Origin of the sequence: Asaia krungthepensis NRIC 0535 (assembly GCF_025995175.1) — a bacterium.
Classification (GTDB): domain Bacteria; phylum Pseudomonadota; class Alphaproteobacteria; order Acetobacterales; family Acetobacteraceae; genus Asaia; species Asaia krungthepensis.
The window spans coordinates 15,710-41,326 of the sequence record NZ_BAPV01000061.1 but is presented as its reverse complement, the minus strand read 5'-3'; the positions used below and the strand labels follow the sequence as shown (position 1 = coordinate 41,326).

General features: G+C 60.8%; 19 protein-coding genes and 1 other RNA gene. 16 read left to right on the top strand and 4 right to left on the bottom strand.

The features are described from left to right. Positions 1 to 76 precede the first annotated feature (76 nt). The 9 genes from AA0535_RS14485 to AA0535_RS14445 all read left to right on the top strand — a co-directional run bounded on the left by AA0535_RS14485 (position 77) and on the right by AA0535_RS14445 (position 9,844). Positions 77 to 1,087: a D-alanyl-D-alanine carboxypeptidase family protein gene (locus AA0535_RS14485; protein ID WP_264817637.1), complete on the top strand. Its 1,011-nt coding sequence runs from the start codon at positions 77 to 79 to the stop codon at positions 1,085 to 1,087. Between the two features lie 148 nt (positions 1,088 to 1,235). Continuing rightward, a complete protein-coding gene (map, locus tag AA0535_RS14480) occupies positions 1,236 to 2,027 on the top strand; it encodes a type I methionyl aminopeptidase (RefSeq protein WP_264817635.1) in 792 nt (263 codons plus the stop codon). A gap of 147 nt (positions 2,028 to 2,174) precedes the next feature. Continuing rightward, complete coding sequence (gene ggt / locus AA0535_RS14475) at positions 2,175 to 3,899, top strand: gamma-glutamyltransferase (RefSeq protein WP_264817634.1); 1,725 nt, start codon at positions 2,175 to 2,177, stop codon at positions 3,897 to 3,899. A 56-nt stretch (positions 3,900 to 3,955) separates the two neighbouring features. Then, positions 3,956 to 4,052: signal recognition particle sRNA small type (ffs, locus tag AA0535_RS14470), an RNA gene on the top strand. A gap of 32 nt (positions 4,053 to 4,084) precedes the next feature. Beyond that, entirely contained in the window at positions 4,085 to 6,199 is a 2,115-nt protein-coding gene (locus tag AA0535_RS14465) for a DNA polymerase III subunit gamma/tau (protein ID WP_264817365.1), read from the top strand. 18 nt (positions 6,200 to 6,217) lie between these two features. Continuing rightward, on the top strand, positions 6,218 to 6,541 hold the full coding sequence (locus tag AA0535_RS14460) for a YbaB/EbfC family nucleoid-associated protein (RefSeq protein ID WP_264817364.1): 324 nt from the start codon (positions 6,218 to 6,220) through the stop codon (positions 6,539 to 6,541). A gap of 25 nt (positions 6,542 to 6,566) precedes the next feature. After that, positions 6,567 to 7,166, top strand: a complete 600-nt coding sequence (recR, locus tag AA0535_RS14455; protein ID WP_264817362.1) for a recombination mediator RecR — start codon at positions 6,567 to 6,569, stop codon at positions 7,164 to 7,166. Beyond that, a complete protein-coding gene (locus AA0535_RS14450; protein WP_264817361.1) occupies positions 7,163 to 7,924 on the top strand; it encodes an SDR family oxidoreductase in 762 nt (253 codons plus the stop codon). The genes recR and AA0535_RS14450 overlap by 4 nt, the downstream gene beginning before the upstream one ends. A 30-nt stretch (positions 7,925 to 7,954) precedes the next feature. Next, the gene (locus AA0535_RS14445; protein ID WP_264817360.1) at positions 7,955 to 9,844 is read left to right on the top strand and encodes a glycosyltransferase family 2 protein; all 1,890 of its coding nucleotides are present in this window, start codon (positions 7,955 to 7,957) and stop codon (positions 9,842 to 9,844) included. 33 nt (positions 9,845 to 9,877) lie between these two features. Here AA0535_RS14445 and AA0535_RS14440 read toward each other — a convergent pair whose 3' ends face one another. Continuing rightward, entirely contained in the window at positions 9,878 to 10,435 is a 558-nt protein-coding gene (locus tag AA0535_RS14440) for a hypothetical protein (RefSeq protein WP_264817359.1), read from the bottom strand. Continuing rightward, positions 10,435 to 10,761, bottom strand: a complete 327-nt coding sequence (locus AA0535_RS14435) for an FYDLN acid domain-containing protein (protein ID WP_127102907.1) — start codon at positions 10,759 to 10,761, stop codon at positions 10,435 to 10,437. Before AA0535_RS14435 ends, AA0535_RS14440 begins: the two co-directional genes overlap by 1 nt. 181 nt (positions 10,762 to 10,942) lie before the next feature. Here AA0535_RS14435 and aroA point away from each other — a divergent pair, with 181 nt between their 5' ends. The 7 genes from aroA (at position 10,943) to AA0535_RS14400 (ending at position 23,787) form a co-directional block, all read left to right on the top strand. Then, positions 10,943 to 12,286, top strand: a complete 1,344-nt coding sequence (aroA, locus tag AA0535_RS14430) for a 3-phosphoshikimate 1-carboxyvinyltransferase (RefSeq protein WP_264817356.1) — start codon at positions 10,943 to 10,945, stop codon at positions 12,284 to 12,286. Next, the gene (gene cmk, locus AA0535_RS14425) at positions 12,286 to 12,918 is read left to right on the top strand and encodes a (d)CMP kinase (RefSeq protein ID WP_264817355.1); all 633 of its coding nucleotides are present in this window, start codon (positions 12,286 to 12,288) and stop codon (positions 12,916 to 12,918) included. Before aroA ends, cmk begins: the two co-directional genes overlap by 1 nt. A gap of 404 nt (positions 12,919 to 13,322) precedes the next feature. Continuing rightward, complete coding sequence (gene rpsA / locus AA0535_RS14420; protein ID WP_127102783.1) at positions 13,323 to 15,017, top strand: 30S ribosomal protein S1; 1,695 nt, start codon at positions 13,323 to 13,325, stop codon at positions 15,015 to 15,017. Positions 15,018 to 15,214: 197 nt separating this feature from the next. Continuing rightward, on the top strand, positions 15,215 to 18,571 hold the full coding sequence (locus AA0535_RS14415; RefSeq protein WP_264817353.1) for a glycosyltransferase family protein: 3,357 nt from the start codon (positions 15,215 to 15,217) through the stop codon (positions 18,569 to 18,571). 20 nt (positions 18,572 to 18,591) lie between these two features. Beyond that, positions 18,592 to 21,558 (top strand): glycosyltransferase, encoded by a 2,967-nt coding sequence (locus AA0535_RS14410; RefSeq protein ID WP_264817352.1) that lies wholly within the window; start codon positions 18,592 to 18,594, stop codon positions 21,556 to 21,558. A gap of 58 nt (positions 21,559 to 21,616) precedes the next feature. Next, complete coding sequence (locus AA0535_RS14405) at positions 21,617 to 22,630, top strand: CgeB family protein (RefSeq protein WP_264817351.1); 1,014 nt, start codon at positions 21,617 to 21,619, stop codon at positions 22,628 to 22,630. A 209-nt stretch (positions 22,631 to 22,839) separates the two neighbouring features. Continuing rightward, positions 22,840 to 23,787 (top strand): hypothetical protein, encoded by a 948-nt coding sequence (locus AA0535_RS14400; protein ID WP_264817349.1) that lies wholly within the window; start codon positions 22,840 to 22,842, stop codon positions 23,785 to 23,787. A gap of 12 nt (positions 23,788 to 23,799) precedes the next feature. Here AA0535_RS14400 and AA0535_RS14395 read toward each other — a convergent pair whose 3' ends face one another. Further along, complete coding sequence (locus tag AA0535_RS14395; RefSeq protein ID WP_264817348.1) at positions 23,800 to 25,011, bottom strand: threonine ammonia-lyase; 1,212 nt, start codon at positions 25,009 to 25,011, stop codon at positions 23,800 to 23,802. A gap of 72 nt (positions 25,012 to 25,083) precedes the next feature. Then, positions 25,084 to 25,557, bottom strand: a complete 474-nt coding sequence (gene greA / locus AA0535_RS14390) for a transcription elongation factor GreA (RefSeq protein ID WP_031240013.1) — start codon at positions 25,555 to 25,557, stop codon at positions 25,084 to 25,086. Positions 25,558 to 25,617: the final 60 nt, after the last annotated feature.

Sequence of the window (25,617 nt, the reverse complement as noted above, 5' to 3'; positions counted from 1 at the left end):
GGCGACAGGATCGGGCAAGGCGCGCCGATGGACCGTGCTCACGCGAACGGCTCTTGGCATCGGGTTGAGCGTCGGCATGGTTGCCACCCCGAAATTCGCGCGCGCCCAATATGCCGGTCATGTCAGTTCCTACGTTGTCGATGTGAACAGCGGCGCCGTGCTGTCGCAGGTCGATCCCGATCTCCAGCGCTACCCGGCCTCGCTCACGAAGCTGATGACGCTTTACATGGCGTTCCGCGCTTTGCGTGCCGGGGATATCACCCCAGACACAACGGTACCGGTCTCCATTCACGCTTCCATACAGGCACCGTCTAAGCTGGGGCTGGTTCCTGGCACGCGTTTCACAGTGCAGCAGGCAATTCTTGGTCTGGTCACCAAATCGGCTAACGATGCTGCCTGCGCCCTGGGTGAGCTGATTGGCGGCGGCGATGAAGTGCGCTTCGCCAATATGATGACGCAGCAGGCCCGCGCGCTGGGTATGTCCAACACGACATTCCGTAACGCATCCGGGCTTCCTGACCCCGATCAGGTCACGACGGCACGTGATCTGTCGATGCTGGCGCAGCATCTGGTCCAGGACTTTCCCGAGTATTACCACTATTTCTCGACGCCCATGTTTGCCTTTCACGGGCGGATGATCCCGAATCACAACCCCATGCTCAAGACCTACGCAGGGGCTGACGGCATGAAAACGGGGTATACGGATCTGGCCGGGCATAACCTCATTACCTCAGCCATGCGCAGCAATGTGCGTCTGGTCGGGGTGGTGCTGGGCGCACGATCAAACCCGCAGCGCAACTCCATGATGGCATCCATACTCGACCAGGGTTTTGCCGCGGAAGGCGTGGCTCCAATGGCACCGCTTCATCCGCCCGTGGTTCTGGCAAGGAACACCCGCCGTCACGGACGTGTGGCAGGGGGATCGAGTGCCGTATTCGAGGTGGCCGAGGCGCCTACAGGGCCGCGCCGGTACCAGCCCGTCGGTCATGGCGTGAAGCATCATAGCGTGGCCTCAGCCAAGCTGCGCATGGCGACATCCCGTCACGTCGTATCGACCAAGAAGACATCGCGTCATCAGAAGGGCTGACGGTTTCGAGCTCCGGGCGGTCCTGTCCTGAGGGGAGGCGCTCAAAAACCGCACCGTTGGCCTTGCCCCTTGCGCTGGCAAAGCGCATTTTCACTCATCTCCGATAAGTAGAGACAATGAGTGGAGGCAGGAACAGGGCATGGATAGTATGGCGCATGATCACGGTATCACCATCTACACCGAAGAGGATTTCGTCGGTCTGAGAAAAGCGGGTCAGCTTGCTGCCGCGACCCTCGATATGATCACGCCTCACGTGGTGCCGGGCGCCAAGACGGATGACCTCAATCGCCTTATCCATGAGTTCACCCTCGATCACGGTGCTATTCCTGCGCCCCTGAACTATCGGGGCTTTCCCAAATCCTGCTGCATCTCCATCAATCATGTCGTCTGTCATGGCATTCCAGGTGAACGCTGCCTGAAGGACGGCGATATCGTGAATATCGATGTCACCTCCATTCTCGATGGCTGGTACGGTGACACGTCCCGCATGTATCTGGTGGGCAATGTTTCCAAAAAGGCTGTCAATCTGGTTGAGGCAACCTACAAGGCGCTGATGCTTGGGATTGCCGAAGTCGCGCCGGGCAAGACACTGGGCGATGTGGGTCATGCCATCCAGAGCTTTGCAGAGGGCAAGCGCCTCTCTGTCGTGCGTGACTTCTGTGGCCACGGTATTGGCCGCGAGTTTCATGCCGAGCCGCAGGTGGTGCATTACGGGAAGCCGGGCAAGGGGCTCAAGCTGCGTGAGGGCATGGTTTTCACCATCGAGCCGATGCTGAACCTGGGCAAGGAAGCGACCAAGACGCTTGAAGATGGCTGGACCGCTGTCACGCGCGATCGTTCGCTCTCTGCACAGTTCGAACATATGCTTGCCGTAACGAGCGATGGATGCGAGATTTTCACGCTCTCGCCCGCTGGCTATACGAAGCCGCCTTACGTCTGAAGCTGATTGCTTCTGCCTGATCTGCAAGGAACGATCCCCGTGAAGCATGTCTGCATCCGGACGGCAGCCCTGTCGCTCCTCCTCGCCGGAATTTCCCTGCCGAGTCTCGCCTCGGCAACTCCTGCATCTGCGGCATCCCCCGCTCCCATGCCCTTCGACCCTCTTGCTTTCGGGACGGTCAATCCTGAGCTCAAGCCGGTCAAACCCGTCATGGGCACGCGTGGCATGGTGGTTTCGGCCCAGCATCTTGCCTCCGAGGCAGGCCGCAAGATCATGGCATCAGGCGGTAACGCGGCCGATGCAGCCGTTGCGGTAGGCTACGCGCTTGCCGTGGTCTATCCGGCCGCCGGTAATATCGGCGGCGGCGGGTTCATGACCCTGCGCCTGCCGGATGGCAAGACAACCTTCATCGATTTCCGTGAACGCGCGCCTCAGGCCGCGACACCCACCATGTATCAGGATGCGCAGGGCAAGGTGGATGCGAAAGCCTCCATCGAGGGCTGGCGCGCCATAGGTGTTCCGGGCACGGTCGCGGGCCTGGACGAAATTCATCGTCGCTGGGGCAAGCTGAGCCGCGCCAAGGTGATGGCGCCCGCCATCGAACTGGCGGAAAAAGGGTTCGTGCTCGGTCAGGGCGATGCGGATCTGCTGCACACCAGCACCGACGCGTTCCGCAAGGACCCGCACGCTGCAAAAATCTTCCTGCGCCCTGACGGCACGCCGCTTCAGCCGGGGGACCGACTGGTTCAGACCGAACTGGCCCGCACATTGCGCAGCATCGCGAGCAACGGGCCGGATGTCTTCTATAAGGGGGATATCGCCCAGCGCGTGGTGACGGCCAGCCAGAGTAATGGCGGCATCCTGACCCTTGCGGATTTTGCAGCCTATCATCCGCGTGAATTTGCGCCGATCCATTGCCAGTATCGCGGCTATGATATCGACACGGCCCCTCCGCCGAGTGGGGGAGGCGTCGCGCTGTGTGAAATGCTCGATATCCTTTCGGGCTATGACATGAAGCAGCTCGGACTGAGAAGCGTCGCGGGGGTGCAGCGTCAGGTTGAGGCCATGCGTCACGCCTACTCCGATCGCCGCGATCTGGGCGATCCGGATTTCGTCAAGAATCCCGTGGCCCATCTGATCGACCCGGGTTATGCAGCTGAAATCCGCAAGGGGATTCCCCTGGATCACGCCCTGAATTCCGATGCGCTCGTCGCCGGTGCAGCTTTGCCGGGTGCCGCGCAGGCACAGCCAACCGCGGATCGTGAAAAACACGAGACGACCCAGTTTTCCGTGGCGGATCGTTCGGGCTTTGCTATTTCGGCCACCTACACGCTCAATGGCTGGTTCGGGGCCGGGGTAATTGGCGGCGATACGGGCTTCTTTCTCAATGATGAGATGGATGATTTCGCAGCGAAGCCAGGCAGCGCGAATATGTTCGGCATTGTCGGATCGGAGGCAAACGCCATCGCGCCGGGCAAGACGCCGCTTTCGTCCATGGCACCCACCATCATTTCCCATGAGGGCAAGCCCTTCATGGTAATCGGCAGTCCGGGCGGCTCGCGTATCCCGACCATCGTGCTGTCCGTGGTGCTGGGCGTGATCGATGGCGGGCTCGATATCCAGCAGGCCGTCGATCTGCCGCGACTCCATGAGCAGTGGAAGCCCTCCGCCATCGAACTCGAGCCGCGCGCGCTCAGTACGGATGTCATGCAGCAGCTCCAGCTCGAGGGGTACACACTCTCGCCGCATCGCCCCTGGGGCGTGGCGGAAGGGATCCTCTTCGGGCGGCCTTCTGTGGCGGCCCCCGCAACCGGCAAGCTTTATGGCGGCTGGGATCGTCGTCATGAGGGTGGCGGAGCGAGCGGATTGTAAAAAACCTGATTCTGCCTCTTGCGTAGCAGAGGCAGAATGGTGTTAACCCTGCACCGGGAGGTCGGCCTTGGACGGACGGCTTGCGAACCCGGTCAGGTCCGGAAGGAAGCAGCCGCAGTGAGTTTTGTACGGGTCATGTGTTCGGCCTCCCACCTTCTGAAGCAGCCGGTCGCGCCACGCGCCTCATGACGCCTTCAGACACCCCTCCTCATGACGATGAAATTCCGCTCCCCCCGGCCGAGGCGGGTGGGTTTTTCGATGAGCCCCCTGCAGCCCCGTCGGCGCCGGCACCTGCTGCTCCTGCCAGAGCGACATCCGAGCGAAGCGGGCCGTATCGCGTCCTCGCGCGCAAATACCGTCCCCAGCATTTCGATGACCTGATCGGACAGGATGCGACGGTACGTATCCTGCGCCGCGCTTTTCAGCTGGGGCGTGTGGCGCATGCCTTCATGCTCACCGGCGTCCGCGGCGTGGGAAAGACCACCACGGCTCGTATCATTGCGCGTGCACTGAACTGCATCGGGACAGACGGGCAGGGCGGTCCCACGGCCGATCCATGCGGTGTCTGCGCCAATTGCACGGCGATTCTCGCTGACCGTCATCCTGACGTGCTGGAAATGGACGCCGCCTCGCGTACCGGCGTGGACGACATCCGCGAAATCATCGAGGCGACGCGATTCCGTCCGATGCAGGGGCGTATGAAGGTCTTCATCATCGATGAGGTCCATATGCTCTCGCGCAATGCGTTCAATGCATTGCTCAAGACGCTGGAAGAGCCCCCTGAACAGGTCACGTTCATTTTCGCGACCACCGAATTGCGCAAGGTACCGGTTACCGTGCTGTCGCGCTGCCAGCGTTTCGATCTGCGTCGCGTGCCGCAGGAAATGCTGATGCAGCATTTCGCCGGGATTGCGGAAAAGGAATCGGTCGCGTTTTCTGAAGAAGCACTTTCTCTCATCGCACGGGCTGCGGATGGCTCAGTGCGCGACGGTCTCTCGCTGCTCGATCAGGCGATCGCGCAGGGTGAGGGCGAAGGCGCTGCGCAGATCGAAGCGCCGATGGTCAGTGCCATGCTGGGGCTGGCCGATCGTCAGCTCGTTTTCGACCTGTTCGAAGTGCTCATGCAGGGCAAGGCCGATGAGGCGCTGTCCATCTCAGGGCACGCTTACGCGCAGGGCGCCGATCTCGGTATCCTGCTGGCGGATCTGCTTGACCTGATTCATGTGATTTCGCGCCTCAAGGTGATTCCGGCGTTGCGTCACAGCCGTGAACTCCCGGAGGCCGAGCGCGATCGTGGGGCGTCGCTTGCAGATCGCCTGCCCAATGCCGAGCTCGGTCGTGCCTGGCAGATCCTGCTCAAGGGCATTCAGGAAGTTGAACAGGCCCCGGATCGTCGTGCTGCTGCCGAGATGGTGCTCATTCGCCTCTGCTATGCCAGCACCCTGCCCACGCCCGATCGTGTGGCGCGGATGGTCCTTCAGATGCCCGTCGAGGAGCGCTCATCCGATCCGTCCAGCGTCGGCGGTGACGCTGTGCAGGGCGGTACTTCCTTGGGCACGAACGGCTCGTCTTCAGTCTCTGGCTCTTACGCGCCCTCGGCGCACGGGGGAGATGCCGGGGGGGATGATCGCCCCCGTGCTGCGCTGCGGCTCGTGGCCAATGGCGGCTTTGCTTACGATTCCGTGACCTCCGCACCGGCGCAGGCTCTGGCCCCTACCCCTGTACTGGCCCCTGCACTGGCCCCTGTCCCGCCGGTCCCCGAGGGAGAGACATCGGAAGCTCCGCTCCCCCCTTTGAGGTCATGGCGGGAGATGGTTGCTTTCGTGGCGCGCCAGTCCGAAGCCATGCTGCATGGGACATTGCGTCACTCCGCCCATCTCGTACGCTTCGAGCCGCCTTACGTGGCTTTGCGCATGGCGCGCGGCACGCCGCCCCGTATCGAGACGCGCCTTCAGGCCTTGCTGGAGAAAACCTATCCCGGCCAATGGCATGTTGAAGCCTCGCAGGAAGAAGGCGAACCGACACTCGATGAGCAGGGCGCCGAGATTGTGGCGCTTCGGCGTGAAGAGCTTCACGCCCACCCCCTGCTGCGCGCCATTCTTGATGTGTTTCCCGATGCTCGTGTCGGCGAGCCCAAGGATCTCTCGCTCGATGAGTATGGACTTCCCCCTGAGGAGCTGGAGGAACCGGCGAGCTGGACAGCAGAACCCGCTGCGCCGGATCTGGACTTTGCCCCGCTGGATGCCGATCTGATGGATGACGATGACTGGCACGACTTCGGTGGCGGCTCCTCTTTCTGATTCGAAGGAAATGAACAGATGAAAAATCTTGCCGGTCTCATGAAGCAGGCCTCCCAGATGCAGTCGCGCATGGAAGAGGTACAGAACACGCTCAACGCCCTCACTGTCGAAGGGTCGTCTGGGGCGGGTCTGGTCAGCGTGACGCTGAGTGGCAAGGGCGATATGCGGGCGCTGCGCATCGACCCCAAGCTTGCTGATCCGAATGAGATCGAGATGCTTCAGGATCTGATCGTGGCTGCTTTCGCCGATGCGCGGGGCAAGGTCGAGGCCGCCAATGCCGAGGAAATGCGCAAGGTGACCGGCGGGATCGATCTGCCTGCCGGGCTGAAATTCCCGTTCTGATCACCCCGGACAGGAGGCCGCAGCCATGATGGGTGGTGGGGATGTCGAAAGGCTGATCCAGCTATTGTCCCGCCTGCCCGGGCTGGGGCCGCGCTCTGCGCGTCGCGCGGCACTCACCCTCCTGCGTGCGCCCCAGACACGGCTCATCCCTCTGGCTCAGGCCATGGAGCAGGCGGCCCATTCAGTGCGGACGTGCTCCGTCTGCGGCACGCTCGACAGTAGCGATCCCTGCTCCATCTGCGCCGATCCATCGCGGGATCACAGTCTGATCTGCGTGGTCGAGACCGTGGGGGATCTCTGGGCGCTCGAGCGCTCTCGTTTGCATCCGGGCACCTATCAGGTCCTGGGCGGTGTGCTCTCGGCGCTCTCCGGGATCGGTCCCGAGGACCTTAATACGGCTTCTCTTCTGGCTCGCGTGTCTTCGGGTGAGGTACGCGAGGTCATTCTGGCGCTGGGAGCCACGGTCGAGGGGGCGAGCACCGCGCACTGGCTCCAGGAGAAACTGGCAGCCCACGATGTGGCGATCACGCGTGTGGGTCACGGTGTGCCGATCGGGGGAGCGCTTGACGTGCTCGATGATGGAACATTGGCCGCAGCGCTTTCGGCAAGGCGCCCCGCGCAATGAAACATCAACTGCCTCACGCGCCCGTGCCGCCCGGTATCCCGCGTGCGGCCCTGATCACAGGGGGTGTGCGGCGTATTGGACGGGCCCTCGTTGAAGCGCTCGCCCATGAGGGGTTCGCCATCGCATTGCATTGCCGCAGTCATGCCGATGAGGCGCGTGAATTGCTGGCAACGCTCGATGTGACTGGCTGCGTGCTTGAGGCCGATCTCATGCGTGAGGATGAGACAGTGCGGCTGGTGAGCGATGCCACCAAAGCGCTTGGCCCGATCGGCGTGCTGATCAATAACGCGTCCGTTTTCGAACGCGACGAATGGCAGGACGCTTCGCGCGATTCCTGGGACCGGCATATCGAGACCAATTTGCGCGCGCCTTTCGTCTTGATGCAGGAATTTGCACGCGCCCTGCCGGAAGACGCTCAGGGGATGATCCTGAACCTGCTCGACCAGCGGGTCTGGAACCTGACCCCCCATTTCGTCAGCTACACCCTCTCGAAGGCCGGGCTCTGGACCCTGACCCAGACCATGGCTCTGGCTCTGGCTCCGCGCATCAGGGTCAATGCCATCGGCCCCGGTCCGGTTCTGCCCGCCGTTGGGCAGAGTGAGGAGCATTTCGAGGCCATGTGCCTGCGCGCACCTCTCCAGACCGGCGCTGACCCGCAGGAACTTGTCACAGCCGCGACAGCTTTGTTGCGAATGCCTTCGGTAACGGGCCAGATGATTGCGCTCGACGGCGGCCAGCATTTACAATGGCGGGCATAAAAAACGAACAATAGAGGCGTAATTCTCCCCATGACGATGATCACCCGCCGCCTGGCAGATGGAGAGCGCTTCACTGTTTCATTCTCGAGAATTAGAAGCCACCACGAGAGCTATCTGGATCTCCATCAAAGACAGGGTGGATTATCCCATCGTTTCGCTTCGTCTCTATCCGGCGAGACGCTTTTACTGACATGGTCGTTCCTGCCCGGGTTCGGTCTTCTGGTTGCGAGCGATGGAACCTGGCCCGAGCCGGATCCCGCCGACGCGCATCAATCATGGTGTCCGTCTTTCATGCCGCTTTCGATCATCGACATGCAGGCCGGTCGTCATGCGCTCAAGCCGTTCGGCAAACCGTTTTTCCTCACGGCGGAAATCGATACCGGTCGCATCTTCCAGGATCGGACAACGATCTCTGACTGGGAGCTGTTCGAATTCGAGGCTTCGAGAAAACCCGTGGCGCAGTTACTCGCGGACGTCGCTGATCAGTTCGGTGCAATCCTTCATGCCCGCGACGACGCACGTGGTGTGCTCGCGGCACTGCTTGCCATGCCGGCTCCCTTCCAGCCTGCGCTTCTGTCGGTCATGCTGGATGTTCTGCAGCCCCGCGTTCTGAGCGCGTTCATCGCGCTCTTCGTGACTGATCTGCATGACGGTGCGGACCTCGGCTCACGCGATGCTGCGCGTCTGCTTGCCGCTATCCCCGGTGGGGCGTGGATCATGCAGGGTTTCGAGGATCTGCATGCATGGCGCGCCGGTCGGCGCCGCTCGGTGGCGAAAGCGGATAGCCGGTACGATTTCCTTGGGCTCGTGAATATAAGTGAGGACGACCCGGCATTCAGGCTTGGAACGCGTCTTCTTGAGGAGGCCCGCCGCGGGTTCGAGCCCTGTCATGGCCTTGCCTTGCTTGCGACTGCGCGTGACGAGGGGCTGTATCTTCTTGAGTGGATTGCCCATCACCGCCGCATCGGGGTAGAGCAGTTCTTCATCTATACCAATGACCTCACGGACGGGTCGGACGATCTCCTCCGCTGCCTCGCTGAGGCGGGCGAGATTGTCTGGATCGATAACTCGGGAGCCTCTCCTGCGCGGATCAACATGCAGGACAAGGCGTATTATCATGCTCTGAGCCTGTTGCCTGAGATCCTCGATTATCGCTGGTGCCTCGTAGTGGATCTCGACGAAGTCGTTTTGCCTGCGGCGCATGCGGATTATCGCTTGCCGCCGTTGCTTGCTGCCCGGGAGCAGGAAGGTGCAGTGGCCGTGGCCATGTCATGGCGCGTGTTCAATTCCAATGGCCATCTGACCTGGGCTCCCGGGTTATCGGCAGAGCGTTTCGTCGAGACAGAGCGTCATCCGCTGATCAAGACCGCTTTCCGGACCAACCTGTTCAGCGGGTCGTCGGCCCATCATCCGATGCGCTCGCGCGATCGCAGCATTGCCTATATGACTGTCGATGGAGAGGCCCATAAGAACGGTGACCTGACCGACCACGACATCAATTTCATCGCCCGTCCCACCGTCAATGCGATGATCTGTCATTATCATGTGCGCTCACTCGAGGAATATGTCTGGAAATTCGCGCGCGGCGAGAATGACGGCAATGGCGTGCTGACGACCAAGCATTTCCGTTACAACAATCCCGGAATCTTCGAGCTTTTCACCAGTCGCTTCGAAGCGGGAGGGCCAAAGCCGGTTCTGCCTCTGGCAGAAGATATCAGATGCGGGATCAGGCGCCTTTCCCGTCTGCCGGGCGTCGTGGCCGCACGTGAGGGGATCGAACGCCGTTTCCTGGAGCAGTCGAGGGAATTCGTCGAACAGAGCGCGCGTATCATGAGTGAAGATGACAGGATCGCTCAGGAAACACGCGATGCGTGGTGTGGGCTTGTCGCGCGCTGGCGGGACGTGCGCGACCCCTCCTGAAAAGCTCGTGGCAGGTGCCTCGAGGGATGAGTATCAGAGCGGCGGGAGCGCCTCGAACCCCGCGCTCTGATAGTTCTCCACCACCAGCGAGAAGGGGAGTCCGTCAGCGCTGCGTGTCAGCATTGCCGTATTACGCAGGAAAACCCCGGCGGGCAGAGCTTCGGTCTCGCTGCTGATTGCGTGTCGGGCAAAACCAAGCCCTGATACGACGCGACCGAAAGGCGTATTCGTGGTCTCGAGCTGTCGGTTCATGTCTGCTGTCAGGCGCTGGGGAATATACCAGTTCCAGGCATCCGACAGTACGATTATTCCGCAGCGCAGGCTGACATGACGCACCCGGATGGTCTCATCCTGACGTAAGGCAAAGCGCTCACGCAGAACGGTCGGCGGTGGTCGGTCGTCGCTGGGCAGGGCGATGGCCGTCACGGGCACGCCCGGTGCCAGACGCGCGCAATAGGCCTGCAGCACCTTTGTGGCACTGGGCTCTGCCTGCAGGGCCCGGCCCAGATGAGCGGCGGTTTCCGCAAAGGAGGGGGAAGGGGCCATGCTCAAAAGAAAAAAGCCGGTCAGACCGGCTTTTCTCAGAGACATCAGTTTTCGTTGTCGTCGTTGTCGGTGGTGACTTCGATCTCGGAACCGAGATCGTCATCGTCATCATCGAGGTCTGACGCATCTTCCATCACGTCGTCATCGCCATCATCATCCGCGTCGAGATCGACATCGATATCATCTTCGTCGCTCTTGGGATCATTCTTGGTCTGATCTGCGGGGATCTCGCCACCGCGCTTGGGCAGAGGCAGATCGCTGGGCTGCTCTGCGCCACATTTGGGGCAAATCGCGGGAGCGCGATTCAGGTCGTAGAAACGCGCGCCGCAAGAGACGCAAATGCGCTTCAGACCGAGTTCTGGTTTTGCCATGATGACTACCTGTCGATCCTGAACCGGTTGAAAAGGGAAACGGCTTGCGCCGCGAAGCACGGGGCCATGCCAGCTTGTGCCCGTGATGTCAAATGCAAGCTGGGTTTTTGATGTTAAAACCCGCCGGGAATCAGGTCCCGGCGATTGACAGGGACGGTCGCGCATCGGAATGAACGCTATCATGGAACATCATCCTTCTGCCTCCGTCATTCCTCTTTCCGTTGCGCGCAATCCCGGCCCGCTGCGGGGAACGATTCGTGTGCCCGGTGACAAGTCGATCAGTCATCGCGCGCTGATGCTGGCCTCTCTCGCTGAAGGGCGCACCGTCGTGACGGGTCTGCTCGAAGGCGAGGACGTGCTGCGTACCGCTGATGCGATGCGCGCGCTGGGTGCCACCATCACGCGCGAAACGGATCGCTGGGTGATCGATGGCAAGGGGGTCGGCGCGCTGAACGAGCCCGCCGACGTGCTCGACATGGGGAACTCCGGAACGGCGGCGCGTCTGCTGTCCGGTATTCTGGCCAGCCATCCCATCACGAGCTTCATGACGGGCGATGCCTCGCTGCGCGGACGCCCTATGCGTCGTGTGACCCAGCCTCTCTCGGGCAATGGCGCCTGTTTTGCCACGCGTCATGGCGAAAAGCTGCCTATGGCCATCATCGGAACGGGCGATGCGGCGCCGCTCTCTTATTGTCTGCCTGTCGCTTCGGCTCAGGTGAAATCCGCCATCCTGCTGGCCGGTCTGAACGCGCATGGCAAGACGCGTGTGGAAGAGCCGGTGGCGACGCGCGATCACACGGAAAACATGCTGCGTCATTTCGGTGTCGGCGTGGATGTGGGCCTTACGCCTGCGGGCGGGCGTATCATCACCCTGGAGGGCCCGACCCGACTCGTTGCGCGTGACGTGGTCGTGCCTGCCGATCCCTCTTCGGCATCTTTTCCGATCGTGGCAGCCTCTCTCGTGCCCGGTTCTGAAATCCGTCTGCCGAATGTGGGGCTGAATCCGCTGCGGACAGGTCTGTTCACGACGCTGCGCGAAATGGGCGCGGTTCTCGATATCGAGAATGAGCGTGTCGAGGGGGGCGAACCCGTGGGCGATCTCGTGGTCCGCAGCGCCGCGCTGCGTGGCGTCGATGTGCCCGCCAACAGGGCGCCGTCCATGATTGATGAGTACCCGGTTCTGGCCGTTGCGTGCGCCTTCGCAACCGGAACCTCGCGTCTGCGTGGCCTTGAGGAATTGCGCGTGAAGGAGAGCGACCGTCTTTCTGCCACCGTGGCGCTGCTTAAGGCCAATGGTGCCACGGTGCGTGTCGAGGGAGATGACATGGTCATCGAAGGACGTGGCAGCGCCGAAGGGCTTGGCGGCGGTCTGGTCGAGACGCGCATGGATCATCGTCTGGCCATGAGTGCCATCGTGTTCGGTCTGGCCGCCGAGAAGCCTGTCATGGTGGATGATACGGGCTTCATCAATACGAGCTTTCCGGGCTTTGTATCGCTGATGGCAGCCCTTGGGGCAGCGCTCTGATGCGTCTGATCATAGCAGTCGATGGTCCCGCCGCTGCGGGCAAGGGAACACTGGCGAAGTCCCTGGCCGCATCGCTCCGCCTGCCGCATCTCGATACCGGTCTGCTTTATCGTGCCGTGGCACGCCAGATGATTCTGGCTGGGCTCGATCCCTCGGTCGATGACGGAGAAAGAACCGCGCAGGCGCTTCAGCCAGCCGATCTGCTGCGTGACGATCTTCGTGTGCCCGATATCGATCGCGGCGCGAGTTCGGTTGCAACCCAGCCGCCGGTTCGCGCGGCCCTTCTGAAGCGTCAGCGCGAGTTTGCGACCGAAAGCGGGGCGGTGATCGATGGGCGTGACATCGGGACCGTGGTTTTCCCCGATGCCGATCTGAAGTTCTTCGTCACGGCGAGTGCAGGCGTCCGCGCCCTGCGTCGCTATCAGCAGCTTCATGGGGCCTCGGCCCGTGACGAAGCGGCCCTCTCTGCCCTGACAGCCGAGATCGAGGCGCGTGACCGCAAGGATGCGGAGCGCCCCGTTTCCCCCCTGCGTCAGGCTGACGATGCGGTGCTTGTCGAGACGGACAGCATGGATGCCGGCGCTGTTCTCGCCCATGCCCTGGCCATTGTGAGAGAGCGCTTCCCCCTCTGACGGGGTATCGAAGCGCTTCCTCTGCCCTGCCGGACAGGGCGGAGGAGGCGTGGCTTTGTTTATGAGAGGCGGCTTCGTGCTTCGGCGCGGAAGTGGCTTCAGAGTGCGAACAGATGCGGCTCGATGCGGGTTTTGACCGCATTGCGGCGAAAGGCAGGGCGGACTCGCCGCCGTCGCCCCTAATCTTCCCGGAAAATCAGGTTTTTGTTGACAAGCACCCCGTGGCGGGTGTCTGACCACGGGCAGCGTATTGTCACCTGCGCGCAATGGTCTTCCGCATCCTGCGGGCGATCTTCCAGCGAAGGCTCATGGGTGGCCGCAGATCATGAGCAAGCCGTCCTGCCAGGATGCGGGGCGCAGACATTGGCCCGGTCATCACGACCGGCCCAGGATTACGAAAACACATGGCTTCAGCCACCAACACCGTCGAAGACTTCGCAGCTCTTCTTGACGAGACCCTTGGTCAGGACACGGGCTTTGACGGCTCCGTCGTTACCGGTCGTGTCATCCGTCTGACGGATGAATATGCGATCGTCGATGTCGGCCTCAAGAGCGAAGGCCGCGTTTCGCTCAAGGAATTCGGACCGCCGGGCGTTGCGCCTGACGTGCGTCCGGGCGACGTGATCGAACTCTATGTCGAGCGCTACGAAGACCGTGACGGCTCCATCGTGCTGTCGCGCGAGAAGGCACGTCGTGAAGAGGCCTGGACCTCGCTTGAGCGCGCATTCGCCAACAACCAGCGCGTCAACGGCACGATCTATGGTCGCGTCAAGGGCGGCTTCACGGTTGATCTGGGCGGCGCCATGGCGTTCCTTCCGGGCAGCCAGGTCGATATCCGCCCCGTGCGCGATGTCGCTCCGCTCATGGGCCAGCCCCAGCCTTTCCAGATCCTCAAGATGGATCGCGCCCGTGGCAACATCGTTGTCTCGCGTCGTGCCGTTCTTGAAGAGACCCGTGCAGAGCAGCGCTCCGAGCTGATCCAGGGCCTGAAGGAAGGCATGATCCTCGACGGCGTGGTCAAGAACATCACCGATTACGGTGCGTTCGTCGATCTCGGCGGCGTCGATGGCCTCCTGCATGTCACCGACATCGCCTGGAAGCGTATCAACCACCCGTCCGAAGCGCTGCAGATCGGCATGCCGGTTCGCGTTCAGGTCATCCGCTTCAATTCCGACACGCAGCGCATCTCGCTGGGCATGAAGCAGCTTGAGGCTGATCCGTGGGAGAACGTGGCGATCAAGTATCCGCCGGGTGCCCGCTACTCCGGTCGCGTCACGAACATCACCGATTACGGTGCGTTCGTTGAGCTCGAGCCCGGCGTTGAAGGTCTGGTGCACGTTTCCGAGATGTCCTGGACGAAGAAGAACGTCCATCCGGGCAAGCTTGTCGCGACCTCGCAGGAAGTCGACGTCATGGTTCTCGACGTGGACAGCGCCAAGCGTCGTATCTCGCTCGGCCTGAAGCAGGTTCAGCGCAACCCCTGGGAGCAGTTCGCCGAAGAGCACAAGGTCGGTTCGACCATCGAAGGCGAAATCCGCAACATCACCGAATTCGGTCTGTTCGTGGGTCTCTCTGCCGATATCGACGGCATGGTGCACATGTCCGATCTCTCCTGGGACGAAGCCGGCGAAGCAGCCATGGCGAAGTTCGAGAAGGGTCAGGTCGTTCAGGCCAAGGTGCTCGACGTGGATCCCGAGAAGGAGCGTATCTCGCTCGGTATCAAGCAGCTCCAGGAAGACCCTGCAGCCGACACGCTGTCGCGCGTCCACAAGGGCGATATCGTGACCTGCGTTGTGACCTCGGTTCAGACCAACGGCATCGAAGTGAAGGTGGACGACGTCCTGACCGGCTTCATCCGTCGCGCCGAACTGGCTCGTGACAAGGCCGAGCAGCGCCCCGAGCGCTTCGCGGTTGGTGAGAAGGTCGATGCGAAGGTTGTTTCCGTCGATCGCGCTTCGCGCAAGCTGGCCCTGACCATCCGCGGCCGTGAGGTCGAGGAAGACAAGGCAGCCATCAACGAGTACGGCTCGTCTGATAGCGGCGCATCGCTCGGTGATATCCTCGGTGCGGCGATCCGTCGTCGTAATACCGAAGTGTAATCTGCGGTTAATCTGTAGAAACACTATGAAAGGGCTGCTTCGGCAGCCCTTTTATTTTTTCTTGTTGAACTGACACTCAACATAATCTCAAAAACTGTAGTGAAGACTTTTTCCTGCCCTTCGTTTGGGTTAAATGCAGATCAATGGACAGGCGGGGATTGCCCTGACTGTAGGCAAGATGCGCAGGCGGGGTCTTCATGGCTGTTATTTACAATACAAACTACACCCATAACCCGAATTCGTATCTGACACTGGCGGTCGAACGTGCCGCACGCGCTCTTTTCGGTCACGATCAGGTCCTCCTCGCTGATAATATGACATTGGCGGCCGCTGCAGCTTCTGGCGAGCATGACACGCTCATCTGTATTGATGGCCAGCGTATCAACACCCAGCTGATGCGGCGTATCAGACCTGCATTCAAGACCATGATTCTCTGGACGTTCGAAGATCCGTTCATGCGCGATTTCAACGTCGAGAACTCGAATCTCTTCGACTATGTCTTCACAAACGATCCGTCATGCGCGGAGCACTATCGTGGCAAGGGCTTCTATCTGCCGCTCGGTGCAAGCCGAACCATTCATCAGCGCGATGTGAAAGAGCCGGATGCGCTCGACTACGACATCTTTTTTGCGGGCACCATGTGGCCCAACCGTGTCGAAACCCTGCGCCGTATCATCGCGGCTTTCCCCAAGGCGCGTCTGAAGCTGATCTGCCCCGGGAACGAGTATCTGCCGCCGCTACCGGCCGATCTCGCGGAACTGGCGATTCAGCGCCCTGTGAGCCACGAAGCCTTTATCGATTTTGCGAATGCCAGCGCTGTCACGCTGACCATGTTCCGCGATTATGCGAGCCATGGCGATGTAAGCCAGGCCACTGCCCCGGGGCCGCGCTTCTATGAACTGGCGCTTGCGGGTGCGGCTCAGGTTGTCGAAGCGCCAGAGAGCATGGACACCAAGTATTTCTCGGAAATCGAGGGCACGTTCCTCGCTCGTGACGTTGATGGTGTCGTCAGCGCCGTCGCAGCCCTGCTTGGCGATCATGAGCTGCGCCGCAATGCCGCACTCGCCGGGCAGCGCTCCGTGGTGGACGGGCATCTCTATGAGCACCGTCTCCGCTATATGGCCGATGTTACCGGGGCCAATTTCGGGCGGAGCAAGCCGGGCACGGAACTCGCTCCCCGTCGTCGTCGCCTGCGTGTGCTGATGTGCACCCACTCCACAATCCATGAGGCAGCCTGGGGTGGGGTGGAGGTCTATCAGCAGACCTTGTGTTCGATGCTCGGTCGCGAAATCGAATTTTTCTACTGGCTGCGGCGCGGGACGCATTGCCGCCTGACCACCGCCAATGGTCAGGAAGTCGAGCGATACGACGTCCCCGAAGTGGGCTGGATGGACGCCATGTGCGACGGTCCGGAGGAAATGGCGTTCTCCAATGCCATCAGCCAGTACAATTTCGATATCGTTCATTTCCAGCATCTGGGCCATCACGCCCTGTCGCTGCCCATCATCGCCAAGGCCTGCGGTGCCGGTGTTGTCTTCTCGGCGCATGATTTCTGGCTGATCTCCTCGCGGTACAACCTGCTCAACCAGGATCTGCGCTATATCGAGGACGAGGTGAAGTCGGTCGTGGCGAGCGATATCATCCTCAAGGTCGCGGAAAATATCGAGTATGGTGGAGAGCAGACACGACGCGCCTTCATTGCGAAGATGCTTCACTCGGTGGACCTCATTCTGTTCGGTACCGAGCACTCGCGCAATCTGACCCATGAGATCTATCCGATCCTGGACCAGAAGAGCAGCCTCACCCTCGGCATTCCTTCTCCCGAGAACACGATTCCCATCGTGCCGAAGGCGTATGAGCCGCTCGGCGAGCGTCCGCTCAAGGTAGCGATCGTTGGCAACTTCCTGCGTACCAAGGGAGCTGATACGATCCTGAACCTGATCGAGATCGCTCATCCCGATCATTTCGAATTCCACATCTTCGGCTATATCCACCCGGAATACGATGCCGTCATCAACGGCAAGCCACGTCCGAATGTGAAGCTTTATGGTCGTTACACGGCGGGAGATATCGCGGCGCTTCAGGTGGCCGATGTCGCGCTCAATCTCTCCATCTGGCCCGAAACCTATTGCATTTCGCTTTCCGAGGCTTGGCAGAATGGCCTTATTCCCATCGTGACCGATGTCGGCGCGCTGGGCGACCGCGTGAAGGACGGCGTGAACGGTTTCAAGGTGCCGATCGGTCGGGCCAACATGGTGCTCGAACGCCTTGAACTGCTTCGTTCCTCCGAAAGCACCCGCCGCGAAATCATGGGCAATATCTCGCCCGCGCTCTGGACCCAGGCAGAGGCCTACGCCAACGATATGCGCGACGTTTATCGTGAGGCGGCGCCGGTGCGTGAACTCGGCACGGCAGAGATGCAGATCGATGCCGGGCAGGTCCACCTCCTGCCGCATGCTTCATGGCGTCACCAGGCTCCCCCGCGTCATATCTTCGATCCGCCGACCATTCGCGATCTGTCCGTGGAACTGCCTGAACCGGTCAATGACTGGTATGCGATCCAGGGCGCCGAATACTACATCGATGACGTCTGTCATTTCGTGTTTGCCGAGAACGAGCCGGAAGACTTCGCCGGGTCGCATGAATTCCATATCCGTGGCTGGCACGTTCTGCCCGGTGTGAGCTCTGCCGGATCGATGTACGCGGTGCTCATAGGCGAGGACGACACGCCTATGATCTTCCTGCCCTGTATCCGCGAGGCACGGGGTGATGTCCTGTCCATCCATCCAGGTGCGCCGCGTCGATCGGGCTTTGCCGGGCAGGCAGCGCTTCGCGGCAAATGGTGTGAGGGGCGTTTCCGCGTTGCTCTGGTGAACATCGTGAACGGCTCCGGCGCGTTCATGGTCACGTCGGTGGAGATCAACGTCAAGGATGGCAAGATCGACGAGATCCAGGTCGAGCGTCCTTCAAACGACCAGATCATGCTCGATTTTGCCCGTGTGTCGCATGCTGATGGCCACCTGCGTGGTATCAAGCTCAGTCGTCTTCATCGCGAAGTGGTGCCGCACCGCGCCGAGAATGATTTCCAGCATTACATCGATGCGCTGAGCGGCCTGATTGGTGATCCGGCACCGCTTCTGACCGATGACGGCAACCTGTTCATCCGTGGCTGGGGTTTCCTCCGCCAGATGGAGCGCGCCGGAACCATGTCAGTGGCCCTGGTTGGCGAGGGCAGGGGCGATATCTTCTTCTTCGCGCTAAACCGTTTCCTGCGCCATGACGTGAAGACGATTTTTGATGACGCACCGCTTTGCGTCGGCTTCGAGGGATGGCTGTCGCTCGACTCAGGCTATGCCGTTGCCATGGCCGGGGCATATCGTCTCTGCCTGGTGAACACAGTGGGTGAACAAGTGGGCGTCAAACCGCTTGATGTCGTGGTCACGGTGGAAGACGGGATTATCGTTTCGGTGCGCCATGGCGATGTGACCGGTGAAGTTGTCCAGACCGTCAACAGCGCCATCGAGGCCTGCTACGCGCCTGAAGCAGCGTTCTGACAGGGGCGAGGGGGCTTTCCATGCGGGACGAGCGCAGAGCGAAATGGCGTCAGGTCGACGAGGCCTGGTATCTGGCCACGTACCCGACGGCAGTTGGAGAGATAGAGGCCAACGGTCTGCGCGGTCCCCTCGAGCACTATGAGACGATCGGCAAATCCTTCGGATTTTCGCCAAACCCCTATTTCGACGAGGCCTGGTACCGACAGGCCTATCCGGAGATCTATGCCGGAATCTGCCGGGGCGAACTGGAATCGGGCTTCGATCACTACTGTACCAAAGGTCTGACCACCCATTCCCCGCACTGGCTGTTTTCCGAAGCCTATTACCGCACGCGCCACGGTGCCCAGCTGCTTGAGGCTCTGGATGAGGGAATATTTGAAAACGGCTATGACCATTTTCTCGAAATCGGCGATGGAAGCGGTCTTTCCGGTCACTGGTTCCTGGACCCGGGCGTTGTCGCCCGCCATGTCAATGATTTCCCCGTCGATCTCTCATCCGGTACCGGGCTGTTCAGGCTCATAGCCGTTGAACAGCCGGGACTGGCCGATCACCACCGTGTCTCATGGTATTTCGATCCGCAATGGTATCGCGCACAGTACCCTGAAATCGACCGTGACATCGAAGCTGGCCGCTATCTCTCCTCCCTGCACCATTACCTCGCCAATCAGACCCCGAGGCAGTTCAACCCGCAATCGTCGTTCGACGAAGGGTACTATCTGCGGATCAATGGCGATGTGCTGCCCAGTATCGATAACGGGACGTTTCGTAACGGCTACGAGCACTTCGTCAGGAACGGTGCTTCCGAGGGGCGGGCCCCGGCGGAAGGGATCAACCTGAGCCTGTTTCGGGATCGCCCGCAGGTCAGGGCGATGATGGAGGCAGGCCGTTTCGACAGCCTCTATGCCTGCTGGATGGAACAGCGGGTGCAGTACGGAGAGCACAGCGACCAGCCTCCCCCGGATGAAGATCAGACGCGCCGCCTCTTCGAGGCTGAGGCCGCTCTGCAAAGCCTGATCACACGGCGCCGGGGGCTCGATTTCACCTGCAAAGGCGATCCCGAATTATCCGTGATCATGGTGCTGCATGATAAATATGCCCTGACCATCCAGGCACTGGCCTCGCTGCGCGCCAATTACGCCGGACCCATTCAGCTCATTCTCGTAGATTCTGCCTCCAGCGACGAGACGAAAGACATCGGCAACGTCGTACGCGGGGCCACGATCCTGCGCTATCGCTACAATATCGGCTATCTCGATGGCTGCAATGCAGCGCTGGCCCATGTGAAAGCGGCCGCGCTCCTCTATCTCAATAACGATCTGCGGCTCTATCCGCACGCCACACGCAACGCTCTGGCGCGGCTCCATTCATCGCCCGATATCGGGGCTGTCGGGGCAAAGCTGATTCGCAGCAATATGTGGCTGCAGGAGGCCGGGTCGATCATATGGCGTGACGGCGCAACCTATGGGTATCGCCGTCAGGACAACCCTGCGATTCCTGAAGCCAATTTCGTTCGCGATGTCGATTATTGCTCGGCAGCTTTTCTGATGGTGCGCAGCGATATGGCTCGCGCTCTCGGCGGCTTCGATCCAATCTATCGACCGGCCTATTTCGAGGATACCGATTTCTGCCTGCGTATGGTGCGCGCAGGCAAGCGCATCGTCTACGATCCTGGGATCGTGGTGGAGCATCTGGAATTCGGCAGTTCGGGCACGAGCGGCTCGATGGCCCAGATGAAGATCAATCACCGTATCTTCAGCCGTCAGCATCAGGACTATCTGCGTCAGCAGCTTCCGGCGCATGTCCGCAATGCCGTGCTCGCGCGCTCGCACCGCAGCAGCAAACGCAAGATCCTGTTTATCGAGGATCGCATTCCCCTGCGTTCCCTCGGTTCCGGCTATGTGCGTTCCAACGACCTGGTCTGGGCCATGAGTGCTCTGGGTCTCAACGTGACCGTGTTTCCCGTTCTGCCCCGACCGGCGAGCCAGGTGGAACTGGCCGCAAATTTTCCTGACGATGTCGAACTCATGGCCCAGAGCGATCTGGGGGATCTTGACGCATTCATCGAGGAGCGTGCGGGGAATTACGATGCAATCTGGATCGGTCGTACCCATAACCTCTTACGTCTCCTCCCCGTCCTGACGGAGCAGAGCCGCCACCTGCCAGTCGATAGCGTGATCCTCGACACCGAGGTGATTGCTGCGCCGCGAACGATCGCCAAGGCGCGTTTCCATCCCCCCAAGGAAAAGCTCGGATCGCTGTCCGAGATGGTGTCGCAGGAACTCGAGGCGGCGCAGTACTGCCAGCGTATCGTGGTGGTTTCAGAGCATGATGCAGCTCTGGCCCGTGACGCGGGATATGAAAACGTCTCCGTTCTTGGGCATTCTGTGGCTCTGCGTCCCGATCCCCAGGGTTTCGATGAGCGCCGGGATATCCTGTTTGTGGGCGCGTTGCATGACGTGGATGCGCCGAATTACGACAGCCTGTTCTGGCTGATCAACGATGTACTGCCAGAGATGGAGGAGCATCTGCCGGAGGATGTGCGTATCACCGTCGCCGGTTTCGTTCATCCTTCGGTCAATGTCTCGTCGTTGCGGAATTCGAAGCGCGTCAACTGGATCGGCCCGGTCGATGATCTGACCGCGCTTTATGTCACGCATCGCATATTTGTAGCGCCGACCCGGTATGCGGGGGGGCTTCCCTACAAGGTTCACGAGGCAGCCTCATACGGTCTTCCTGTAGTCGCGACGCGCCTGCTGAGTTCCCAGATGGGATGGGCCGATGGCGTCGAGATTGTCAGCGCCTCGAGCGAGGACCCGATTGCCTTCGCCTTCGCCATGGCGGAACTCTACGAGAACAGGGATAAATGGACCATGATCCGCGCGGGGGCCCTGCGGGCAGTCGAGCGCGATTGCAATCCGGAGCGATTCAGAGCCGCACTGGGTACCATCATAGAAATGAGTGTGGCGCCCTCACGCGCCCATAACTGACAGGGCACAGGCGGGGATGTTGCCCCGCCCGCCGAAACGAGGAGCGGACCGAGAGATCATGTCAGCAGATACAGAGAATGCAGGAACACCGGCTGCTGGCAGAACGCAGCGCGTCCTGGTTTGCAGTGGCGGTCGTTACGAATCCCAGGCCAATGCCCAGATCCGTGAGTCGATCATGGATGGCTGGGCAGAATGCTTTGGCGATGAAAACGTGGTGGCTGTTCATATCAGCGGTGCCGCGGCATCCATTGCACGGCTGCAGCCCACTATCGTCTTCGCTATCGGGTCGTACCTGCCCGAAAGCACCTATTTCGGGGAAGTGTGCCGCGAGGCCAAGAAGATCGGGGCGATCACCGTTTTCTGGGCTACAGAAGATCCCTATGAGCAGGACGCCAATTATCGCGTCACAGATGATTTCGACGTCATCTTCTCCTGCGATCGCTGGGGCCATAATTTCTACCAGCGTGAGCGCGTTTTCCATCTGCCTCTCGCGGCAAGCCGCAAGCTGCACTACGCCCCCATTGAGGAAGAGGTGGAGAAATCCATTGACGTCCTGTTCTGCGGTGTCGCGTTCACCAGCCGCAAGGATATCGTGCGCAACCTGATGCCCACCCTGCGCAATCTGAACGTCAAGATTATCGGTCCGGGCTGGGGTGAATTCGGTATCGGGTTCTCCGATGCGCGTATCGAGAAAGCGCAGCTGATCGAGCTTTATCGCCGCTCGAAGCTGGTGCTCAATCTCGGGCGCTCCCTCCACTTTGAAAACAAGCGTTTCATGATCGCCCCCTCCACACCGGGACCGCGCACGTTCGAGGCCGCGGCTGCAGGAGCCTTCCAGGTGTTTCATGAGGACACTTACGAGCTTCGCCGCTATTTCACGGCAGAGGAAATCCCGACCTTCTCCAACAAGATCGACTTCGATCGACTGGTGACACGCTACATCCACGATACGCCGCTCTGCATCGAGATGGCGCGACGGGCTCAGGCCCGTACGATGGGCGAACACACCTATGGCCACCGTATTCGCGCCGCCATCGACGTGCTGAAACAGGAAGGCTTCCTGCAGGATTGAGAAAGCTTCAGGCTGGCGGCCGGGAGGCTGCCAGCCTCGCCTGCCGGGCATAGGTGAGGTTTGGACCGGGGGAATAATGCCCCGCGTGACTCAAAGGCGCTGCTCATTCTTCAGGGTGACAATCGGCCTGAATATCATGCGATCACAGGCTTTTCTTTTCTCACTGCTTGTGATGATGCAGTCTGCAATCGAACCGAGTGGAGTGTCACGTGCGTCACAGACGTTCCCGTCCTGGCTCCGCCTGCCTCCTGACGGTTTTTACCGTCTGCTTTCTGTTGCACCCTGCGCGGGCGAAAACAGCGCCTCCCGGTCAGGTACCCATCAGCACGTCTGTGGCGGTTCAGGAAAACCTGACGGTTCATGGAATGACACACGATGGGCTTGAGGATCATCTGAGAGCGGAGCTGGCTGATCGTCAGCTCGATACGCTGCCACGCTGGCACGAGAAACTCTGCGTCGACATTCATGGTGTCCAGGACCAGTACAGCACCATGCTCTTCGACCATCTCAAGGCCGTGGGCAGTGTTCTTGGTCTGTCGATCAGGCGTGACTGCGGGGATCCCAGGCTCTTCATCTTTCTGACGGATCAGTCGGATGCGCTCGCGTCGGATATCGTCAGGCGTAATCCGCGTCTTTTCCTGGGCTTTGATGGAAATCCGGAATATCAGGACAACAAGTTCTATGTGACGCCTGAGGAAGTCGCCAATTTCCTGCGGCCACGGGCTGTGCGCTGGCTCTCCTCCTCGGCATCACGCAGTTCGGGCGACATGCCCCCCCTGGTTCTGAGCGGTCGGAACGGGCCTTTCTACGCCTCCCAGAGCTACGAAGCCTCGATGCTGGAGGAGACCTCGCGCCGTGATCTGACAATCATGCTGATCATTGTGGACATCAACCGCGTACATGACGAATCCTGGGGGATGCTTGGGGATCTGCTCTCCGTCATCGGGTTTGCGGCCCCCCATCTGAGCGACAGCTATGACACGTCGAGCATACTGCATGTCACGAAATCCGACCGGCTTGAGGGACCAACAGGCGCGATGACCGCCTATGACCGGGCGCTTCTCTCTTCGCTCTATGCCCTGCCAGAGGGGTACAGCCAGTCGGACGCTATCGACTGGATGTCCGGGCATTTTACGACAGATGCCCGCTCGCACTGAGCGGGCAGCGTTTCAGCCGCGTGTCAGGTGATAATGGCTGCGCAGATCGGCCTCGATTTGATCGGCGTGGGTACCGTCGCGGGCTTCGATCATGATCTCCAGCTCCGCCGTCTGGACCGAAGGCGCAGCGAAGAGACGCTGATGAGATACCTCGATGATGTTACCGCCCGCATTCCCGATGCGGGTCGAGATGTCAGCCAGAACGCCGGGGCGATCGGGTATCTGCAAGGTGAGGGACAGCAGGCGGCCATCGCGACGCAGCGCGCGCAGCAGCGTATTGGCAAAGATGCGCGTACCGATATTCCCGCCTGTGATCGGCAGGGCCACACGCTTGCCCTCGAAGATTTCGGGATAGGCCATGACGGCGGCGAGTGCCGCGGCGCCAGCCCCTTCCGAGACCTGCTTGGCCTGCTCGGCCAGATGGGCAATGGCGGACTCCACCTGCAATTCGGTCACCACCAGCACACGATCGAGAAGCGGGCTGACCGTGTCGAAGCAGGTATTGCCGATCTGCATGACGGCAATACCTTCGGCAATGGTGGAACCACCGCGCGCCTGAACTGCCGCCTCGGGGAAGGCTGAGAGCGAGGCATGGCTCTCTACCTGGACACCGATGATTTTGGTATCGGGGCTGAGAGCCGCTGCCGCGATGGCGGAGCCACTGATCAGCCCGCCGCCGCCAATGGGCAGAACGAGATAATCGAGTGACGGACTATCCTCGATCAGTTCGATGGCGAACGTCCCCTGACCGGCCATGACGGCCACGTCATTGAAAGGATGAACCAGAACGAGGCCGTGCTTCTGGCGAAGTTCTTCGGCGACGAGTGACGCCTCGGCGAAATCCTCGCCCTCGGTCACGACATGCGCGCCCCAGCCGCGTGTGCGTTCCACCTTGGCGGAAGGGGTATGACGGGGCATGACGATAGTGGCGTCGATGCCGAGCAGGCTGGCATGACGCGCCACGCCCTGAGAGTGATTGCCTGCCGAAACGGCAATCACGCCGCGCCTCTTCTCATCCGTGCTCAGCAGCGCCAGCTTGTTGGCCGCACCACGTTCCTTGAACGAGGCCACAGCCTGCAGATTCTCGAGCTTCAGCCAGATATCCGCGCCCGTCATCTTGGAAAGCGCGGCGCAGCGAATGCTGGGCGTGCGTACAATATGCGGGGCGATCCGCTCATGAGCGGCAAGGATATCGGCGAAGGAGAGGGTGAGGCTTTCGGACACGGTCTTCTTTTCTTGCTTTGGGGCTGGCCGTCCGAAACCGCCAGACGCCAGCCCGTGCTGATACTGATCCGTTTATTTGAAAGTGACGGCCAGGATCTCGTAGCTCTTGTCGCCACCTGGGGTCGGTACCGTCACGCTATCACCTACCGACTTGCCGATAAGCGCCTTGGCGAGCGGCGAGGAGACGGAAAGGCGGCCCAGCTTGATATCGGCCTCATGGACCCCCACGATCTGATAGCTGCTTTCCTTGTCGGTTTCCTCATCGACCAGCTCGATATGGGCGCCGAACTTCACGGTGTCACCTGAGAGCTGAGAAGGGTCGATGACCTCGGCGGTCGAGATCAGTTCCTCAAGTTCCAGCACGCGTCCTTCAATGAAGGACTGGCGATCACGCGCCGCGTGGTATTCAGCATTTTCCGACAAATCGCCATGGGCGCGTGCCTCGGCAATGGCGCGGATGACGGCGGGACGGTCTTCGCTTTTCAGCCGACGCAGTTCATCTTCTAGACGGGTCAAACCTTCACCGGTCATCGGAATCTTCTGCACAGCGCATTCCCCAAAACGAGTTCGGCCCTCGCGTAGCGCCCTGGAACAGAATGTCCCGGG

What these genes read in the sequence shown, in the direction of transcription:
- AA0535_RS14485 (WP_264817637.1), top strand. Translation starts at nt 77, where the DNA reads ATGGTTGCCACCCCGAAATTCGCGCGCGCCCAATATGCCGGTCATGTC.
- map (WP_264817635.1), top strand. Translation starts at nt 1,236, where the DNA reads ATGGCGCATGATCACGGTATCACCATCTACACCGAAGAGGATTTCGTC.
- ggt (WP_264817634.1), top strand. Translation starts at nt 2,175, where the DNA reads ATGCCCTTCGACCCTCTTGCTTTCGGGACGGTCAATCCTGAGCTCAAG.
- AA0535_RS14465 (WP_264817365.1), top strand. Translation starts at nt 4,085, where the DNA reads ATGACGCCTTCAGACACCCCTCCTCATGACGATGAAATTCCGCTCCCC.
- AA0535_RS14460 (WP_264817364.1), top strand. Translation starts at nt 6,218, where the DNA reads ATGAAAAATCTTGCCGGTCTCATGAAGCAGGCCTCCCAGATGCAGTCG.
- recR (WP_264817362.1), top strand. Translation starts at nt 6,567, where the DNA reads ATGATGGGTGGTGGGGATGTCGAAAGGCTGATCCAGCTATTGTCCCGC.
- AA0535_RS14450 (WP_264817361.1), top strand. Translation starts at nt 7,163, where the DNA reads ATGAAACATCAACTGCCTCACGCGCCCGTGCCGCCCGGTATCCCGCGT.
- AA0535_RS14445 (WP_264817360.1), top strand. Translation starts at nt 7,955, where the DNA reads ATGACGATGATCACCCGCCGCCTGGCAGATGGAGAGCGCTTCACTGTT.
- AA0535_RS14440 (WP_264817359.1), bottom strand. Translation starts at nt 10,435, where the DNA reads ATGTCTCTGAGAAAAGCCGGTCTGACCGGCTTTTTTCTTTTGAGCATG.
- AA0535_RS14435 (WP_127102907.1), bottom strand. Translation starts at nt 10,761, where the DNA reads ATGGCAAAACCAGAACTCGGTCTGAAGCGCATTTGCGTCTCTTGCGGC.
- aroA (WP_264817356.1), top strand. Translation starts at nt 10,943, where the DNA reads ATGGAACATCATCCTTCTGCCTCCGTCATTCCTCTTTCCGTTGCGCGC.
- cmk (WP_264817355.1), top strand. Translation starts at nt 12,286, where the DNA reads ATGCGTCTGATCATAGCAGTCGATGGTCCCGCCGCTGCGGGCAAGGGA.
- rpsA (WP_127102783.1), top strand. Translation starts at nt 13,323, where the DNA reads ATGGCTTCAGCCACCAACACCGTCGAAGACTTCGCAGCTCTTCTTGAC.
- AA0535_RS14415 (WP_264817353.1), top strand. Translation starts at nt 15,215, where the DNA reads ATGGCTGTTATTTACAATACAAACTACACCCATAACCCGAATTCGTAT.
- AA0535_RS14410 (WP_264817352.1), top strand. Translation starts at nt 18,592, where the DNA reads ATGCGGGACGAGCGCAGAGCGAAATGGCGTCAGGTCGACGAGGCCTGG.
- AA0535_RS14405 (WP_264817351.1), top strand. Translation starts at nt 21,617, where the DNA reads ATGTCAGCAGATACAGAGAATGCAGGAACACCGGCTGCTGGCAGAACG.